The 15676-nt window shown below is 70.4% G+C and carries 16 protein-coding genes; 6 read left to right on the forward strand and 10 right to left on the reverse strand.

What is annotated here, in order from left to right; genetic code table 11:
- Nucleotides 1-354: 354 nt before the first annotated feature.
- Both PH203_RS14205 and PH203_RS14210 read right to left on the reverse strand, forming a co-directional pair.
- Nucleotides 355-1521, reverse strand: a complete 1167-nt coding sequence (locus tag PH203_RS14205; RefSeq protein ID WP_289920286.1) for a dipeptidase — start codon at nucleotides 1519-1521, stop codon at nucleotides 355-357.
- A 98-nt stretch (nucleotides 1522-1619) separates the two neighbouring features.
- A complete protein-coding gene (locus PH203_RS14210; protein ID WP_289920287.1) occupies nucleotides 1620-1979 on the reverse strand; it encodes a MerR family transcriptional regulator in 360 nt (119 codons plus the stop codon).
- A gap of 60 nt (nucleotides 1980-2039) precedes the next feature.
- On the opposite strand from PH203_RS14210, the gene PH203_RS14215 reads away from it, so the two are divergent.
- The 3 genes from PH203_RS14215 (at nucleotide 2040) to PH203_RS14225 (ending at nucleotide 4577) form a co-directional block, all read left to right on the forward strand.
- Nucleotides 2040-3143 carry an alkene reductase gene (locus PH203_RS14215; protein WP_289920288.1) on the forward strand — a complete coding sequence of 368 codons (1104 nt, stop codon included), beginning with the start codon at nucleotides 2040-2042 and terminating at the stop codon, nucleotides 3141-3143.
- 45 nt (nucleotides 3144-3188) lie between these two features.
- Nucleotides 3189-4034 carry a helix-turn-helix transcriptional regulator gene (locus tag PH203_RS14220; RefSeq protein ID WP_289920289.1) on the forward strand — a complete coding sequence of 282 codons (846 nt, stop codon included), beginning with the start codon at nucleotides 3189-3191 and terminating at the stop codon, nucleotides 4032-4034.
- A 279-nt stretch (nucleotides 4035-4313) separates the two neighbouring features.
- Nucleotides 4314-4577, forward strand: a complete 264-nt coding sequence (locus PH203_RS14225; RefSeq protein ID WP_289920290.1) for a hypothetical protein — start codon at nucleotides 4314-4316, stop codon at nucleotides 4575-4577.
- A gap of 54 nt (nucleotides 4578-4631) precedes the next feature.
- Here PH203_RS14225 and PH203_RS14230 read toward each other — a convergent pair whose 3' ends face one another.
- The 4 genes from PH203_RS14230 to PH203_RS14245 all read right to left on the reverse strand — a co-directional run bounded on the left by PH203_RS14230 (nucleotide 4632) and on the right by PH203_RS14245 (nucleotide 7801).
- Entirely contained in the window at nucleotides 4632-4841 is a 210-nt protein-coding gene (locus PH203_RS14230) for a DUF397 domain-containing protein (RefSeq protein ID WP_289920291.1), read from the reverse strand.
- A 103-nt stretch (nucleotides 4842-4944) separates the two neighbouring features.
- On the reverse strand, nucleotides 4945-6132 hold the full coding sequence (locus PH203_RS14235; RefSeq protein WP_289920292.1) for a dipeptidase: 1188 nt from the start codon (nucleotides 6130-6132) through the stop codon (nucleotides 4945-4947).
- Nucleotides 6129-6653, reverse strand: coding sequence for a 5-(carboxyamino)imidazole ribonucleotide mutase (gene purE, locus PH203_RS14240; RefSeq protein WP_289920293.1), 525 nt, complete (start codon nucleotides 6651-6653; stop codon nucleotides 6129-6131). The genes PH203_RS14235 and purE overlap by 4 nt, the downstream gene beginning before the upstream one ends.
- Complete coding sequence (locus PH203_RS14245; protein ID WP_289920294.1) at nucleotides 6650-7801, reverse strand: 5-(carboxyamino)imidazole ribonucleotide synthase; 1152 nt, start codon at nucleotides 7799-7801, stop codon at nucleotides 6650-6652. Before PH203_RS14245 ends, purE begins: the two co-directional genes overlap by 4 nt.
- A gap of 186 nt (nucleotides 7802-7987) precedes the next feature.
- Here PH203_RS14245 and PH203_RS14250 point away from each other — a divergent pair, with 186 nt between their 5' ends.
- Nucleotides 7988-8503 carry a GtrA family protein gene (locus tag PH203_RS14250; protein ID WP_289920295.1) on the forward strand — a complete coding sequence of 172 codons (516 nt, stop codon included), beginning with the start codon at nucleotides 7988-7990 and terminating at the stop codon, nucleotides 8501-8503.
- Between the two features lie 40 nt (nucleotides 8504-8543).
- Here PH203_RS14250 and PH203_RS14255 read toward each other — a convergent pair whose 3' ends face one another.
- Both PH203_RS14255 and PH203_RS14260 read right to left on the reverse strand, forming a co-directional pair.
- Nucleotides 8544-9818, reverse strand: coding sequence for an ATP-binding protein (locus PH203_RS14255; protein WP_289920296.1), 1275 nt, complete (start codon nucleotides 9816-9818; stop codon nucleotides 8544-8546).
- A gap of 38 nt (nucleotides 9819-9856) precedes the next feature.
- On the reverse strand, nucleotides 9857-10534 hold the full coding sequence (locus PH203_RS14260) for a response regulator transcription factor (RefSeq protein ID WP_289920297.1): 678 nt from the start codon (nucleotides 10532-10534) through the stop codon (nucleotides 9857-9859).
- Nucleotides 10535-10861: 327 nt separating this feature from the next.
- On the opposite strand from PH203_RS14260, the gene PH203_RS14265 reads away from it, so the two are divergent.
- Together PH203_RS14265 and PH203_RS14270 are read left to right on the forward strand one after the other, a co-directional pair.
- Nucleotides 10862-12367 carry an oligopeptide:H+ symporter gene (locus PH203_RS14265; RefSeq protein WP_289920298.1) on the forward strand — a complete coding sequence of 502 codons (1506 nt, stop codon included), beginning with the start codon at nucleotides 10862-10864 and terminating at the stop codon, nucleotides 12365-12367.
- A 103-nt stretch (nucleotides 12368-12470) separates the two neighbouring features.
- Nucleotides 12471-13283: an alpha/beta hydrolase gene (locus PH203_RS14270; RefSeq protein ID WP_289920299.1), complete on the forward strand. Its 813-nt coding sequence runs from the start codon at nucleotides 12471-12473 to the stop codon at nucleotides 13281-13283.
- 3 nt (nucleotides 13284-13286) lie between these two features.
- Here PH203_RS14270 and PH203_RS14275 read toward each other — a convergent pair whose 3' ends face one another.
- Nucleotides 13287-14576 (reverse strand): hypothetical protein, encoded by a 1290-nt coding sequence (locus PH203_RS14275; protein ID WP_289920300.1) that lies wholly within the window; start codon nucleotides 14574-14576, stop codon nucleotides 13287-13289.
- Nucleotides 14573-15676, reverse strand: a complete 1104-nt coding sequence (locus PH203_RS14280; RefSeq protein WP_289920708.1) for a hypothetical protein — start codon at nucleotides 15674-15676, stop codon at nucleotides 14573-14575. Before PH203_RS14280 ends, PH203_RS14275 begins: the two co-directional genes overlap by 4 nt.

Below are 15676 nucleotides of genomic sequence, written 5' to 3' on the forward strand. Positions count from 1 at the left end.
CGAGACCGGCGAGGCGTGGTCACGCAGACCTGTGGGCCCGCCAACCCGCGGCCCACAGCCCGGGGCTCACATCGCCGAGGTGACCCGCGCGCCCGTGGCGTGGCCCCCTGTCCTCGCAGCCCCACCGGCACGCCTCGCGAACCCATAAACCCTGTGGATCCGCGGTCCCGTAGACCACAGCGACCCCGCGGACCCTCGCAACCCCCACGGGATCCCTAAGCCCCGCACCGGCTACCGGCTCCCCTGGAACCCTGCAGACCCCGTAGGCCCGGGCAGCCGAAGCCCCGCAGACCCTCAGCGCTTCAGGACGTCGCCCCTTCAGGACCTCGACCCTTCAGCCGCTCACCCCCACCCTCACCCGTCCAGGTCCGAGATCTTCGCCGTCGACGGCTCCCGGCGTTCGCGGGCCGCGCGGGCCGTGAAGTCGGCGCCGCGGAGGACGCGTTGGACGTTGCCCCAGGTGAGGAGGGCGATGTCGGACTCGGACCAGTCGCGGCGGAGGAGTTCGACGACGAGATGTGGGTAGCAGGAGGCGTCGGCGAGGTCCTGTGGGTGGGCGGTGCCGGCGTCGTAGGTGCCGGACAGGCCGACGCACTGCGGACCGGCGACCGCGCGGACGTGGTCGAGGTGGTCGGCGACGTCCCGCACGCTCGGGCCGGTCTGCTCGGCGGTGAGCGGCACCATGCACAGGCCCTTGGCGGCCCCCAGCTCGACGAGCAGGTCGTCGGGGAGGTTGGCCGGGTGGGGGCGCAGGGCGCGGGCCGCGGAGCGGGTGCACACGACCGGTGCCTTGGAAACGGCGATCGCGCGGCGGACGGTGTCGGCGGAGGCGCCGGAGAGGTCGGCGAGGACGCCGAGCCGGTTCATCTCGCGCAGCACCTCCTCGCCGAACCGGGTCAGGCCCGCCTCGCTCGCCCAGGAGGCGCCGGACAGGGTGAGGGCGCGCAGACCGAGGGCGTGCAGCGAGCGCAGGATGCCGAGGGAGTCGCCGAGGGCGGCGGCGCCGGCGGGGCCGAGCAGGACGGCGACCCGGCCGCAGTGCCGTACGTCGGCGGTCTCGCCGGCGGTGTGGGCGAGGCGCAGACCCTCGGGGTGGGCGCCGACGACCGTCCTCACGAGGTCGAGCTGTTCGAGGGTGGCGCCCACAGCACGGTCGCCGCCGATGCTCTCGGGCAGGTGCAGCGACCAGAACAGGGCGCCCACATGGCCCTCGCGCAGCCGGGGCACGTCCGTGTCGACGGAGCTCTCGCCGAGTTCCAGGTCGAACCAGGACAGGTGCCGCAGGGCCCAGGGCAGTCCGCTGTAGCCGTCGGCGACCGGGTGCGCGGCGAGGATGGCGTGCGCCCGCTCCAGGGGCCCGGTGTCCGGGTCGGAGACGGGGGTGTAGGGCTCCGGCCCCGTCCCCGGTCCTGTGCCCGGTCCTGTGCCCGGTCCCGCTTCCGTGTCCGCGAACGGGTCGGACAGGTGGTCGAGCTCCCCGACCTCGCCGGCGGTGTGCAGTTCGTCCTGGAGATCTGCCATGGCGGGCTCCGTACGTCGTGGTCGGCGACATGATCAGCAGTACGGCCACCGTCGCACGGGGTGCGGAGGGCTTCCTGGTGGGTGGGGCGTTCGGCGTACTAGCCGGCCTCGGCGGCCTGGATCACCTCGTCCAGCGTGTCCCGGGAGCGGGCCAGGTTGGCGATCATGCGGTCGATGCGGTCGCGTTCGGCGGTGAGGTCGGCGACGAGGCGTGGGGTGGCGACGGCGGAGGGGCCGCCGTCCTGGTCCCGCATGCAGGGCAGCAACTGCCCGATCTTCTCGCTGTGCAGCCCGGCCGCGTACAGCTCCTGGATCCGGATGACCCGGTCCACGGCCGCGTCGGCGTAGTCCCGGTGGCCGCCGGGGGTGCGCTCGGCGGCGAGCAGGCCCTGGGCCTCGTAGTAGCGCAGCGAGCGCTCGCTGACGCCGGTGCGCCGGGCGAGTTCACCGATCCGCATCCTGCCACCGCCTTCTACGGGCTTGAATCTGACATCAGTGTCAAGTTCTACCGTCCCGGCATGACGAACTCAACGGACTTCCTCGCCCCGGCCCGGCTCGGCCGCCTCGCCCTCCCCCACCACCTGGTCATGGCCCCGCTCACCCGCAACCGCGCGGAGGCGGACGGCACCCCGACCGACCTGATGGTCACCCACTACGCCCAGCGCGCCTCCGCCGGTCTGATCATCGGCGAGGCGGCGACGCCCAACGCGGTCGGGCAGACGTATCCGAACATCACCGCGATCCACACCGACCGGCACGTCGAGGGCTGGCGGCGCGTCACCGACGCCGTGCGGGCGGAAGGCGGGCGGATGTTCCTCCAGCTCCAGCACGGCGGACGGGTCGGCCACCCGGACACCACCGGCCTGCGCCCCGTCGCGCCCTCCCCCATCCCGCTCCCGGAGACGATCTTCACCACGCGCGGGCACCAACCGGCCGTCGTGCCACGGGAGATGACCCTCGACGACATCCGTGCCACCGCCGCCGACTTCGCCGCGGCGGCGCGCCGGGCCGTCGAGGCGGGGTTCGAGGGGGTCGAGGTGCACTCGGCCAACGGGCATCTGCTGCACCAGTTCCTGGCGGGCAACACCAACCGCAGGACGGACGCGTACGGGGGTCCCGCGGAGCGCAGGGTGCGGTTCACCGCGGAGGTCACCGAGGCGGTGGCGGACGCGATCGGCGCCGACCGGGTGGGCGTACGCGTCTCCCCCGGCGGCACGGTCAACGGCATCCGCGAGGACGACACCGACACCCTCTACCCGGCGCTGGTGGCCCGGCTGAAGGACCTGGGCCTCGCCTATCTGCACCTCGTGCACGCCGACCCGGCGACCGACCGGTACCGCCGCATCCGCGCCGACTGGCCGGGCACCCTGATCGGCAACCCGGTGCTGACCGCCCTCACCACCGACGCGGTCACCCGCGCCGCGCGGGACATGCTGGCCGCGGGCGCCGACCTAGTGGCCCTCGGCCGGCCCTTCCTCGCCAACCCCGACCTGGTGACACGGCTGCGGCTCGGAGCGCCGCTCAACCCGGTACGGGACCGGTACCTGATGTACGTGGGCGGGGCGGTCGGCTACACCGACTACCCCAGCCTGTCCGGAGCATCTCGGCCGATCCTCGCGTGAGCCGCTCGCCCCCCTTACTTCCCCGTCGCCCTCCACCCACATCGGGTGGAGGGCGACACGCGTATCGCCCGCCCCAAGCTGCGCCTCGCCCTGAAGGCGGCCCGCGACAAACGCGGCCCCACACAGCGCGAGGCAGCGGAAGCGTTGGAGTGGTCGCTGTCGAAGCTGATTCGCATCGAGGCGGGCACCGTGAGCCTGTCCGTTACGGACCTGCGGGCGATGCTCCAGGAGTACGGCGTCGAAGACCCGGCCGCTGTAGCGGAGTTGGAAGAGGCTGCCCGGGGCAGCAAGGGTCAGTCGTGGTGGTCCGAGTACAACGACATCATCAGCCAGATGTTCTCCCAATACCTGGGTTACGAAAGTGCGGCGAACTCGATCCGGGGTTACCACCCGAGCCTCATCCCCGGCCACCTGCAGACTGTGGACTACGTGACCGCACTCTTCGAAGCCAGCCAGCCGAACCCCAAGGCCCAGCGCATCATCGATCTGCGCATCGCTCGACAGGAGCGGATCCTGCAAGAGGACGGACCTCGGGTCGAGATGATCCTCGACGAGGCCGCCCTGCGCCGTCAGGTGGGAGGACCGGCGACCATGCGTCGCCGGCTGTCTTTCCTCAAAGGCCTGATCACCGAGCACCGGGCCGTCTTGCGGGTGCTGCCCTTCACCGCAGGCGCGCACGACAGCCTGGACAGCAGCTTCTTCCTGCTGGGGTTCCAGGAAGACGAGGACGTTCTGTACGTAGCCGGACCGGGCGGCACTCTGACGAACCGGGACGACCGTGAACTCGTCGCTCGGTACCAGGAGTGCTTCGAGGACCTGCGCAACAAAGCGCTGACCGAGGACGAGACGGTGGCGCTGATCGACGAACTCATCGACGTCCACCGCACCTGACGCCCGTTCAGCGTGCCACCGCGGCCCAGGGGAAGCCATGACGACCGACAAGGGGAGGAACAAGCGCCGCCTACCGGAGCCGAGCCCCGGGACGACGAGCGCCGACGCCACACGTCCCGTCGTGCCCCTGGGCCGCCCGGCGGGCGGTCGGAGAAGCTGGCCTTTGTCCGGTGGGCGCTCGCCGGACGCGAGGTCTGTGCCCGGTTGCTCCGGCTGAGGAAGGCGGAGACCGACAACCAGGTCCGGCGCAGGCAGGCTCATGTCGACGATCTCATACGTGTGATCCGCAATCTCGCCGCCCTGGTCTTGTTCACCTCGGCCTTCTCCACCGTGGTGGCCTATGCCGGCATCCGGATGGGGGTCGCTCCGGAGATCGCCTGGGTCGGCAGCGTCAGCGGCGGACCGTTGCTGGTCCGCACCTTCATCAAGCTCTTCGAGACGGTGCGTCCCTCGTTGCCGACCGCACCAGAAGATCCACCGTCCACTGACGAGCCACAGCCGGGGACCTCACCCACAGCCAGCGCGCCAGTGACCAGGCAGTAGCCGTAAAGCCCGGGCTCTCTGCTCATCGATCGTGCGTGATGTCGGCTGTTCATCTCAGGTCCGGCAGTATGGGGGTCGTCCATGGTCTCGCCCGCCGTGGTCGGAGGCGGAGAACCACGCCAATGCCGTACGCCAGGCGTCCGGCGTGAAGGACAGCACCGTACCGCTCTTGTCCTTGGAGTCGCGCACGTGGATCTCCGCAGGGGACTCAGCCACCTCGCAGCAATTTTCGTCGTCAGGGCTGCTGTAACTGCTCTTCCGCACGCCGATCCGAGCAACTCTGTACGTGTAGACGGTTCCTACCCTCCACAACGACCGTTCAACAGACGGGAGGGGGACATCGGCCAAGATCGTGTCCGACGGGGATTCAGGCGTCGAGATCCCTGAGCGTCACGTTCGACGGGCCGCGCGTCGCCTGAAGCTCCCGCGCCACGTCCTCCGCAGCCCCCAGCACCCGCACCGAGTTCTGCCAGGTCAGCTTGGCCAGGTCGGACCTGGACCAGCCGCGGTCGAGGAGCTCCGCGATCAGATTCGGGTAGCCGGAGACGTCGTCCAGGCCGTCCGGGGTGAACGCCGTGCCGTCGTAGTCGCCGCCGATGCCGAGGTGGTCGATACCGGCGACCTCGCGCATGTGGTCGAGGTGGTCGGCGACCGTGGCGACCGTGGCGATCGGGCGCGGGTGCCGTTCCTCGAAGGCGCGGTGGACCTTCATCGCGTCCGGGGTGGTGGCGAGGTGGTGGAAGCCGTGGGCGCGCATGTTCTCGTCGGCCGCGGCCGTCCAGTCCACCGCCGCCTGGAGCACGAACTTCGGTACGAACGTCACCATCGCCACGCCGCCGTTGGCGGGGAGGCGTTCCAGGACGTCGTCGGGGATGTTGCGCGGGTGGTCGCACACCGCCCGCGACGACGAGTGGGAGAAGATCACCGGGGCCACGGAGGTGTCCAGCGCGTCCCGCATCGTCGTCGCCGCGACGTGCGAGAGGTCCACGAGCATGCCCTCGCGGTTCATCTCGCCCACCACCGCACGCCCGAAGGCCGACAGACCGCCCACACCCGGCTTGTCCGTCGCCGAGTCCGCCCAGTCGTTGTTGTCGTTGTGGGTGAGGGTCATGTAGCGGACCCCGAGCGCGTACAACGCGCGTAGCGTGGCAAGGGAGTTGGCGATGGAGTGGCCGCCCTCGGCCCCCATCAGGGAGGCGATACGGCCCTCCGCGCGCGCCGCCTCCAGGTCCGCCGCGGTCAGCGCGGCCCGCAGGTCGGCCGGGTGGCGGTCGATCAACTGCCGTACGCAGTCGATCTGTTCGAGGGTCGCCGGCACCGCGTCGGGCAGGTCCGAGCGGACGTACACCGACCAGTACTGCGCGCCCACGCCACCGGCCCGCAGACGCGCGAGGTCGGTGTGCAGGTGGGCGCTCTGGTCGGTGGCGATGTCACGGGCGTCGAGGTCGTAGCGGACCTGTTCGCGCAGCGCCCAGGGCAGGTCGTTGTGGCCGTCGACGACCGGGAACTCGGCGAGGAGTTCCCGGGCGCTCTCCAGTGCGCTCACGGCCGTCACTTCCCGAAGCCGAAGCCGTTGCCCGGCCCCTCGACCTTGGCGCGCAGCCGCTTGCCCTTCTCGGTGGCCTGGTCGTTCAGCTCCTGCTGGAAGTCCTTCATCCGGCCGAGGAGGTCCTCGTCGTGCGCGGCGAGGACACGGGCGGCCAGCAGGCCCGCGTTACGGGCACCGGCGACCGACACCGTGGCCACGGGCACACCGGCCGGCATCTGCACGATCGACAGCAGCGAGTCCATGCCGTCGAGGTACTTCAGCGGTACCGGCACGCCGATGACCGGCAGCGGGGTGACGGAGGCGAGCATGCCCGGCAGATGGGCCGCGCCGCCGGCGCCGGCGATGATCACCTTGATGCCCCGCCCGGCCGCCTCCTCGCCGTACGCGATCATCTCGCGCGGCATGCGGTGGGCCGAGACGACGTCGACCTCGTACTCGATCTCGAACTCGTCGAGGGCCTGGGCGGCGGCCTCCATGACGGGCCAGTCGGAGTCCGACCCCATGACGATGCCTACGACTGGGCTCATTCGGTGATCGTGCCTCTCAGGTAGCCGGCTGCGTGACGGGCGCGCTCCAGCACGTCGTCCAGGTTGTCGCCGTAGGTGTTGACGTGGCCGACCTTGCGGCCGGGCTTCACGTCCTTGCCGTACATGTGGATCTTGAGCTGGGGGTCGCGGGCCATGCAGTGCAGGTACGCGGAGTACATGTCCGGGTAGTCGCCGCCGAGGACGTTCGCCATGACCGTCCACTTCGCGCGGGGGCGCGGGTCGCCCAGGGGCAGGTCGAGCACGGCTCGCACATGGTTGGCGAACTGGGACGTGATCGCGCCGTCCTGGGTCCAGTGGCCCGAGTTGTGCGGGCGCATCGCGAGCTCGTTGACGAGGATCCTCGAGGATCCGTCGGCCTCGCGGGTCTGGAACAGCTCGACGGCGAGGTGGCCGACGACGCCCAGTTCCTTGGCGATGCGCAGGGCCATCTCCTCGGCCTGCAGCGCGAGGGTCTCGTCGAGGTCGGGTGCGGGCGCGATGACCGTGTCGCACACGCCGCCCACCTGCTGCGATTCCACGACCGGGTAGGCGACGGCCTGGCCGTGCGGAGACCGTACGACGTTGGCGGCGAGCTCGCGGACGAAGTCGACCTTCTCCTCGGCGAGGACGGGCACACCGGCCCGGAAGGGATCGGCGGCCTCCTCGACGCTGTCGACGACCCACACGCCCTTGCCGTCGTAGCCGCCGCGGACGGTCTTGAGGACGACCGGGAAGCCGTCCCCCTCCTCCGCGAAGGCGGCCACGTCCGCCGGGTCGCTCACGATCCGGTGCCGTGGGCACGGCACCCCGATCGCATCGAGCTTCGCCCGCATCACGCCCTTGTCCTGGGCGTGCACGAGCGCGTCGGGTCCGGGGCGCACGGGGATGCCGTCCGCCTCCAGGGCCCGGAGGTGCTCGGTGGGTACGTGTTCGTGATCGAAGGTGATCACATCGCAGCCCCTCGCGAACTCTCGCAGCGTGTCGAGGTCGCGATAGTCGCCGACGACGACATCGCCTACGACCTGCGCCGCGGAATCCAGAGGGGTGTCACTGAGAAGCTTGAACCTGATGCCCAACGGGATGCCCGCCTCGTGTGTCATACGAGCGAGCTGGCCCCCGCCGACCATGCCGACTACCGGGAACGTCACGCCCCTAGGGTATCCGGCGCGCCACGGCGGCCGATTTCCGCTCCTGTTCCTACCGCTCTTACCAGCTGCTTTACAGCTATGTGAAGTCGTCCACAGGCAACCGGCAAGAGGGATGGTTAGCATGGCTGGGTTGACGAAGACGACTCATACCGAGTGACTGCCTACCGACTGGGGGCCTGTAAGACCATGGGACGTGGTTCCTCAGGGCTGCGCAGGCTCTTCCGCGAAGTCGCGAAGTTCGGTGCCGTGGGCGGCGCCGGGCTCCTTGTCAATCTGGCCGTCTTCAACCTCGTACGGCATCTCACCGACCTTCCGGTGGTCCGGGCCAGCATCATCGCCACCGTCGTCGCGATCGTCTTCAACTACATCGGCTTCCGCTACTTCACGTACCGGGACCGCGACAAGAGCGGCCGTACGAAGGAACTGACCCTGTTCCTCCTCTTCAGCGCGGTCGGCCTGGTCGTGGAGAACGGCATCCTCTACACGGCGACGTACGGCTTCGGCTGGGACAGCCCGCTGCAGAGCAACATCTTCAAGTTCCTCGGCATCGGCGTCGCGACCCTGTTCCGCTTCTGGTCCTACCGCACCTGGGTCTTCAAGACCCTGCCTGCTCCGGAGCTGGTGGCGAGCGCGGAGTCGCTGCTGGAGGAGGCGGACCGGAAGCGGGTGGCACGGCCGCGTTCGAAGCAGCGGGTCGGCTAGACGCGCCTCACAGCGGCGCGGGGCTGTTGTCGGTCCGCGACTACCGGACCGTGGGCTCTGTGTCCTCCACGCTCGACTTCCTCAGTGGCGTACGTGACAGGAACAAGCCGAACACCGCCGGCTGAGCCTGAAGCATCTCCAGCCGGCCCCCGTCCGCCTCCGCGAGGTCCCGCGCCACGGCCAGGCCGATGCCGGTCGAGTTCCGCCCGCTGATGGCCCGCTCGAAGATCCGCGCCCCGAGATCCGCGGGCACCCCAGGACCTTCGTCCGTGACCTCGATGACCGCCTGGTTCCCGGTGACCCGCGTCCGCAGCGCCACCGTCCCCCCGCCGTGCATGAGCGAGTTCTCGATCAGCGCGGCCAGCACCTGAGCCACCGCGCCCGGTGTGCCGACCGCCTGCAGATGCCGCTTCCCGGAGCTCACGATCGCCCGCCCCGCACTGCGGTACGCGGGCCGCCACTCGGCGAGCTGCTGCTGGATGACCTCGTCGAGGTCGAAGGAGACGGCGGATCCCGTACGGGGATCGCGGGAGTTGGTGAGCAGCCGCTCGACGACGTCCGTCAGCCGCTCCACCTGTGTGAGCGCGATCGTCGCCTCTTCCTTCACCGTGTCCGGGTCGTCGGTGAGGGTGATCTCCTCAAGGCGCATGGAGAGGGCGGTCAGCGGTGTCCGCAGCTGATGGGAGGCGTCCGCGGCCAGTCGCCGTTCGGCGGTGAGCATACGGGCGATCCGTTCCGCGGAGCCGTCCAGGACGTCGGCGACCCGGTCCAGCTCGGGGACGCCGTACCGCTTGTGCCGGGGCCGTGGGTCGCCGGAGCCCAGCCGCTCGGCGGTCTCGGCGAGGTCGGTCAGCGGCGAGGCGAGCTTGTTGGCCTGGCGTACGGCGAGCAGGACCGCCGCGATGACCGCGAGCAGCGCCACCGCCCCGATGATGAGAAGGGTCCGGCCGACCTCGCGGGTCACGGACGAGCGCGGCTCCTGGACGGTGACCGTCTCGCCCTCCTCGCCCTTCTCGGTGGCGCTGATGACCTCCCCGGTCGGCTTGGCCCCGACCTCGATGGCCTCTTCCCCGGGGATCCGGATCACGGCGTACCGCTCCCCGGCGACCTGCTCGCGCAGCACCTGCGCGTCCACGGTCTGCTCCCCGAGCAGCCGGCTGTCCACGATGCTGGCCAGCCGCACCGCCTCGGAGTCGACCCGCTCCTGGGCGCTGTTGCTGATGGTGCGGGTCTCGACGATGACGAGGGAGACACCGAACACGGCGATGACGACCAGCACCACGGCGAGGGTGGACTGGATGAGACGACGACGCACGGGGCCGACTAACTCTTCTCGGACTGACTTTTCTCGGACTAACTCTTCTCGAACCGGAAACCGACTCCGCGCACGGTGGCGATGTACCGCGGGTTCGCCGCGTCGTCACCGAGCTTCTTGCGCAGCCAGGAGATGTGCATGTCGAGCGTCTTGGTCGAGGACCACCAGGTGGTGTCCCAGACCTCCCGCATCAGCTGGTCACGGGTGACGACCCGGCCCGCGTCGCGGACGAGCACCCGCAGCAGGTCGAACTCCTTGGCCGTGAGCTGGAGTTCCTCGTCGCCCATCCAGGCGCGGTGGGACTCGACGTCGATCCGCACGCCGTGCGTGGCCGGGGGCTGGGCCGGCTCCGCGGCGCCCCGCCGCAGCAGGGCCCGGACCCGGGCGAGCAGTTCGGCGAGACGGAACGGCTTGGTGACGTAGTCGTCGGCACCGGCGTCGAGGCCCACCACGGTGTCCACCTCGTCCGCGCGCGCGGTCAGGATGAGGATGGGCACGGAGAGGCCCTCGGTACGCAGTCGGCGGGCCACCTCCAGGCCGTCCATACCGGGGAGCCCGAGGTCCAGCACGACCAGATCGATGCCGCCCTGGATGCCGGCGTCGAGCGCGGTGGGGCCGTCCTCGCGGACCTCGACCTCGTACCCTTCCCGGCGCAGTGCGCGGGCCAGCGGCTCCGAGATGGACGCGTCGTCCTCGGCGAGCAGTACACGGGTCATGAGCTGATGGTAGACCGCGCTTGACAGAACATGGGGTGTGATCGCGAGCCCGTGATTCTTACCTTGGGGCGATTTGGTACGAACCTATGGAGCAGAGGTGAGAGCCCGGTAAGAGCCTTGGAATTGCTGTGTACGGTTCCATCGACGCCTGTGATCCATATCTCAAGTCCTTCCATTTCCGGCGCTGTCCTGCCGTATGGTGAAAGACGCCTTTTGCAGCACGGGGACCTTTGGCAGAGCAGTTCACGCTGAAGGTCTCTTTTGTGTGCAGGCCGGCCACCGCCGGCCTGGAAAACACGTGCGCGTCCCCACCAGCAAGGAACGACCATGGCGTCCAGCCTGACGAAGGGCTCGGCCCGCCCGGGCACCCCCGGCACCGAGCGCACCTTCTTCGGCCACCCCCGCGGACTGGCCACTCTCTTCATGACCGAGATGTGGGAGCGATTCTCCTACTACGGCATGAGGGCACTGCTTCCGCTGTACCTCGTCGCCCCGGGTGGCCTCCACCTGAGCGCCGCGACCGCGACCGCGATCTACTCCGTGTACGTGTCGCTGGTGTACCTGCTCGCCCTGCCGGGCGGCTGGTTCGGCGACCGCGTCTGGGGTCCCCGCAAGACCGTGGCCGTCGCCGGTGCGGTGATCATGCTCGGCCACCTCACGCTGGCCCTGCCGTCCTCCGGCACCTTCTATGCCGGTCTCGGCCTCGTCGCGATCGGCTCCGGTCTGCTGAAGGCCAACATCTCGACGATGGTCGGCCACCTCTACGAGGGCAAGGACGACCCGCGTCGCGACGGTGGCTTCACCGTCTTCTACATGGGCATCAACCTCGGCGCGTTCGCCGCGCCGCTGGTGATCGGCACCATCGGTGAGAACGTCAACTGGCACCTGGGCTTCGCGCTCGCCGCGCTCGGCATGGCGCTGGGCCTCGGCCAGTTCCTGATCGGCTCCCGTCACCTGGCGGAGCGCTCCAGCGTCACCCCGATGCCGCTGTCCGCCGAGGAGAAGGCGTCCACGCTGCGCAAGGCCGCGATCTGGGCCGGCATCGCCGTCGTCTTCTACGCGATCGTCGGCTTCTCCGGCCACTACACGCTCAACTGGATCCTGATCCCGCTGACGCTGCTTGGCCTGATCATCCCGGTGATGGTGCTGGCCCGCATCAAGCGCGACAAGGACCTCGACGGCACCGAGCAGAAGTCGATGTCGGCGTACATCTGGTTCTTCGTCGCCGCGGCCGTGTTCTGGATGATCTACGACCAGGGCGGCTCGACCCTGTCGATCTTCGCCAAGGCCTCCGGCGACAACACCGTCTTCGGCTGGGAGTTCCCGGTCTCCTGGTACCAGTCGGTCAACCCGGTCCTGATCATGGCGCTGGCCCCGGTCTTCGCCTGGTTCTGGCTGGCGCTGAACCGGCGCGGCAAGGAGCCGAGCACGATCGTGAAGTTCGCCTCGGGTCTGGTCCTGATCGGCGCGTCCTTCTTCCTGTTCCTCGCCCCGCTGTCGATCGCCGAGGGCGGTCACAAGGCGGCCGCGGCCTGGCTGGTGGCGATCTACTTCGTCCAGACGGTCGGTGAGCTCCTGCTCTCCCCCGTCGGCCTGTCGGTGACGACGAAGATGGCCCCGGCCAAGTACGCCTCCCAGATGATGGGCGTCTGGTTCCTGGCGGTCACCGCGGGCGACTCCGTCACCGCGCTGCTCTCCAACCCGGCCGTCGGCGGCGTCAACCTCGACAAGACGGGCTTCGTCGCCGTCGAGGCCACCCTCGCCGTCATCGCCGGTGTCGCGGTGTGGATGTACCGCAAGAAGGTCAAGGGGCTCATGGGCGAGGTCCACTGAGCCGTACGCGCCTCTTCGAACGAAGGGCCGCCGCACCACCCGGTGCGGTGGCCCTTCGGGGTTTTCCGGCGGGGCTCCAGAGGTGCGCCACACCATCGGGAGCATGCGTCGTACGTTCCTTTCGGTGGCCGCCGCGCTCGGCTTCCTCATGTCGTCCTCCGGCACCGTCGTGGAGGCGGCCCCGGAGACCATCCGGTACGGCGGTCACGAGCGGCAGACCATCACGGTGTACGGCGTCCCGGGCGCCCCGGCGGTGGTGATCCTGCACGGCGGCTACTGGGCGGAGGACGCCGACTGGAGCCGCACGGCACGGTGGCTCGCGGGGCAGGGGTTCCGGGTCTACGAGACCGACTACCGGCTCAACACCGATGCCCGCTGGCCGGCTCAGCGCGAGGACGTACGGGCGGCGTTGCGCTGGATCGGCGCGCACTCCGCGGGGCGGCCCCTGCTGCTGGGCTCTTCGGCGGGCGGACAGCTCGCACTGGACGCGGCGACGTACGGGGCGGGGCGCGACCTGGTCCGGGGTGTGGTGGCGCTGTCGCCGGTCGCCTCGCCCTACCGGGCCTGGGTGGACGGCGGGCGCCCGGGTGCCACCGCCCAGCAGCGCCGCCTGCGCCAGGAGGCGCAGCGTCTGGTCGGCTGCGACCCCGACCGCACCGGCCCACGCTGCTGGGCCCGCTGGAGCGACCTCGCGGCCCACACCCACGCCTCGGGCGCGGATGACGCCCCGATGCTGCTCATCCACTCGCAACGGGACTTCGTACCTCCGGCGCACTCGGACGAACTGGCCGCGGAGGAACGGCGGTTGGGGCACAAGGACATCACCGTGCGCACGCCAAAGGGCGCCTCGCACGGAGGCGCCCTCATGGAGCGGGCGGACAAGACGGTCCTGTCGTGGCTGAAGCGGCATTCCTGACGGCTACCTCAGGCGGCGCCGTCCCGGCAGGAACGTGAACACCGCCGCGCCCAGCAGCACGGCCGTCCCCGCGACCAGCCCCAGCGCCTTCAGTGCGCCGTGGTCCTCGGCACCCGTCTCGGCGAGGCCCCCGGAGGACGATGACGTACCGCCGCCCGAGGTGGAGGAGCCGCCGGACGCCCCGCCTTCCTGCTCGGTCGTGTCCAGGGTCAGGGAGACCGAGGTCTCGTCCGGCGTGCAGGTGGTCGTCGTGCCCAGGGCCTCGATCGTCAGGACGCCCGGCGACAGCGTCGACTCCCCCGTCGCGCCCGGCTTGTACGTGCCCGTCATGTCGGGGATCTCGATCGGGTCCCCGGCCTTGATGTCCTCGGCGTTGGTGGGTCCCTCGACATGCACCGAGCCCTCGTCGTCGCCGCCCAGGACCACCTCCATCGACGGCTTGATGGAGTCCTTCGGGATGTTGGCGGGGCTGTTCATCGGCGACTTCTTGAACTGCACGGTGAGGCCGAAGGATCCGCCGTCCTTCTTGGCATTGATCTGGATCGTGGAGGTCGCCTTCTGGGTGCCGATGGGCGACTCGCAGGTGTAGGGGATGTCGACGACCTCACCGGTGAAGTCGGTCTGTCCGCCGCCGGTTTCGGAGGGTGTGGCGGAGGGGCTCTCCGTGGCACTCGCGGTCGGCGACGGGGACGGACTCTCGCTCTCCGTGGCGCTCGGAGTCGGGCTCGGCGACGAACTCCCGTCCCCTTCACCGACCTTGATGGTCGCGGCCGCCGGCACGGTCTCCGACGGCGTGCAGTTCGTGTCCGTACCGTACGCGGTGACCTTGTAGGCGTCCGGTGTCAGTGTCACCTCGCCGGCCGTGGTCAGTTTCAGCGTGCCCTTCATGTCGGAGAGGACCATGTCGCCGCCCTTGGGGATGGGCGGGTTCTCCTGCGGTCCGGCCATGGCGATGTCGGCGGTCTGCGCGCCGGCCGCCTTGAGGGTGCCGGTCGGCTTCACCTGGTTCTCGCCGATGTCGATGATGTCCGGGTTCTTCGAGGCCGCCTGGACGAACTTCCAGACCACCTCCACCTCGTCGCCGACCTTCGCGGTCTCCGGCGCGCTGATCTCCACCTCGGTGGTGCCGTCCACCGGTTCCAGGCCGACGCCCGAGGGCGGTACGCAGTGCGTCGCGAACGACACCTCCGCCGCCGACGCGGGCACCGCGGCGACACCGATCAGCGCACCCGCACAGCCCACGGCGAACGCGACTCTCGCGCGGCCCGGCCGGACTCTCCTTCGCTCTCTCACGTGGATCCCTTTCTGGTGGGGGTCGTCGGGCTGTCGTCGTGCGGTGCGGAGAGCCGGCCGGCCGCGCCCGGATCGGAGTCCGGGGTGAACCACGGCAGGGTCGAGGAGGGCGGCGGCTCCTGGGCCGGGGTGCGCGACCCCGGGAGCCGGAGGGCGAGTTCGGGCAGCCGCAGCCGGGCCGGGGGCCGTACCCGGCTGCGGTCGCCGGGCCAGAGGGGCCCGCGGGGGCGGCGAGGCAGGTGGGACCGGTGGGGCCGCACCCGGTCGACGACGGCCATTCCGATCCGGAACAGCGCGGCGGGGACGACCAGGAGGACCAGCACCCAGAACAGGGTCACGCCCCAGGGGCGGCCCACCCCCCAGGGCTGTTCCGCCAGGACCTTCCCGCCGTACTTCAACGACACGGTGTAGTCGCCGTGCGCGCCGCCGGTGAGCGTCACGGGCAGTTCGACACGTGCCTTCCTGCCCGGCTGGATCGTGCCGCGCCACTGCTGCTCCTCCCACTGCGGCGCGAACACCCCGTGGGAGGTGCCGACCTGGAAGACCGGGTTCTTGACCGCCGAGGTGCCGACGTTGCCGACGGTGAAGGCGAGGGTGCGGGCGGGCGGCGCCCCGAACCAGGTCAGCAGTCCGCTGGAACCGTCGAGCCGGGTGTCGCTGAGCATGGACAGCCGTCCGCCGGAGGCCTCGGCCGGCAGCGGCTCCACCGCGTGCCCGGCGACCTGGAGGACGGCGTCGGCCTCGGCCTTCGCCCCGGTCACCGTCGCCACATGCACCACGCAGGGGCACGGCACGGGCGGCTCGGCGACGGGCAGCTTCTTGCTGAAGTCCCCTTCGGAGTCCGTGGTGGCGGCCCGGCCGTCGGCGTTGGCACAGGAGTTGGTCCCGCCGGGCACGCCGCGGGACGGCACGGCCTGTCCGCAGATGAGGATCATCAGCAGCGTCCTGGGCCGCCAGCCGCTGCCGCTGACGGTGATCGAACCCCCGGTCCCCGCCTGCGACTTGGACAGTTTCACCGTCGGTTGCTCGGCGGCCGTCGCGCCGGGCGCCACCGTCACCGACACCAGCGCCAGAAGCACCGCCGCCACGAGAATGCGCAC

Source organism: Streptomyces sp. S.PB5 (assembly GCF_030403745.1).
GTDB lineage: Bacteria > Actinomycetota > Actinomycetes > Streptomycetales > Streptomycetaceae > Streptomyces.

Bases quoted from the DNA above. Each gene is read 5' to 3' on its own strand.
- PH203_RS14205 (WP_289920286.1), bottom strand. From the start codon at position 1,521: ATGGCAGATCTCCAGGACGAACTGCACACCGCCGGCGAGGTCGGGGAG.
- PH203_RS14210 (WP_289920287.1), bottom strand. From the start codon at position 1,979: ATGCGGATCGGTGAACTCGCCCGGCGCACCGGCGTCAGCGAGCGCTCG.
- PH203_RS14215 (WP_289920288.1), top strand. From the start codon at position 2,040: ATGACGAACTCAACGGACTTCCTCGCCCCGGCCCGGCTCGGCCGCCTC.
- purE (WP_289920293.1), bottom strand. From the start codon at position 6,653: ATGAGCCCAGTCGTAGGCATCGTCATGGGGTCGGACTCCGACTGGCCC.
- PH203_RS14250 (WP_289920295.1), top strand. From the start codon at position 7,988: ATGGGACGTGGTTCCTCAGGGCTGCGCAGGCTCTTCCGCGAAGTCGCG.
- PH203_RS14260 (WP_289920297.1), bottom strand. From the start codon at position 10,534: ATGACCCGTGTACTGCTCGCCGAGGACGACGCGTCCATCTCGGAGCCG.
- PH203_RS14265 (WP_289920298.1), top strand. From the start codon at position 10,862: ATGGCGTCCAGCCTGACGAAGGGCTCGGCCCGCCCGGGCACCCCCGGC.
- PH203_RS14270 (WP_289920299.1), top strand. From the start codon at position 12,471: ATGCGTCGTACGTTCCTTTCGGTGGCCGCCGCGCTCGGCTTCCTCATG.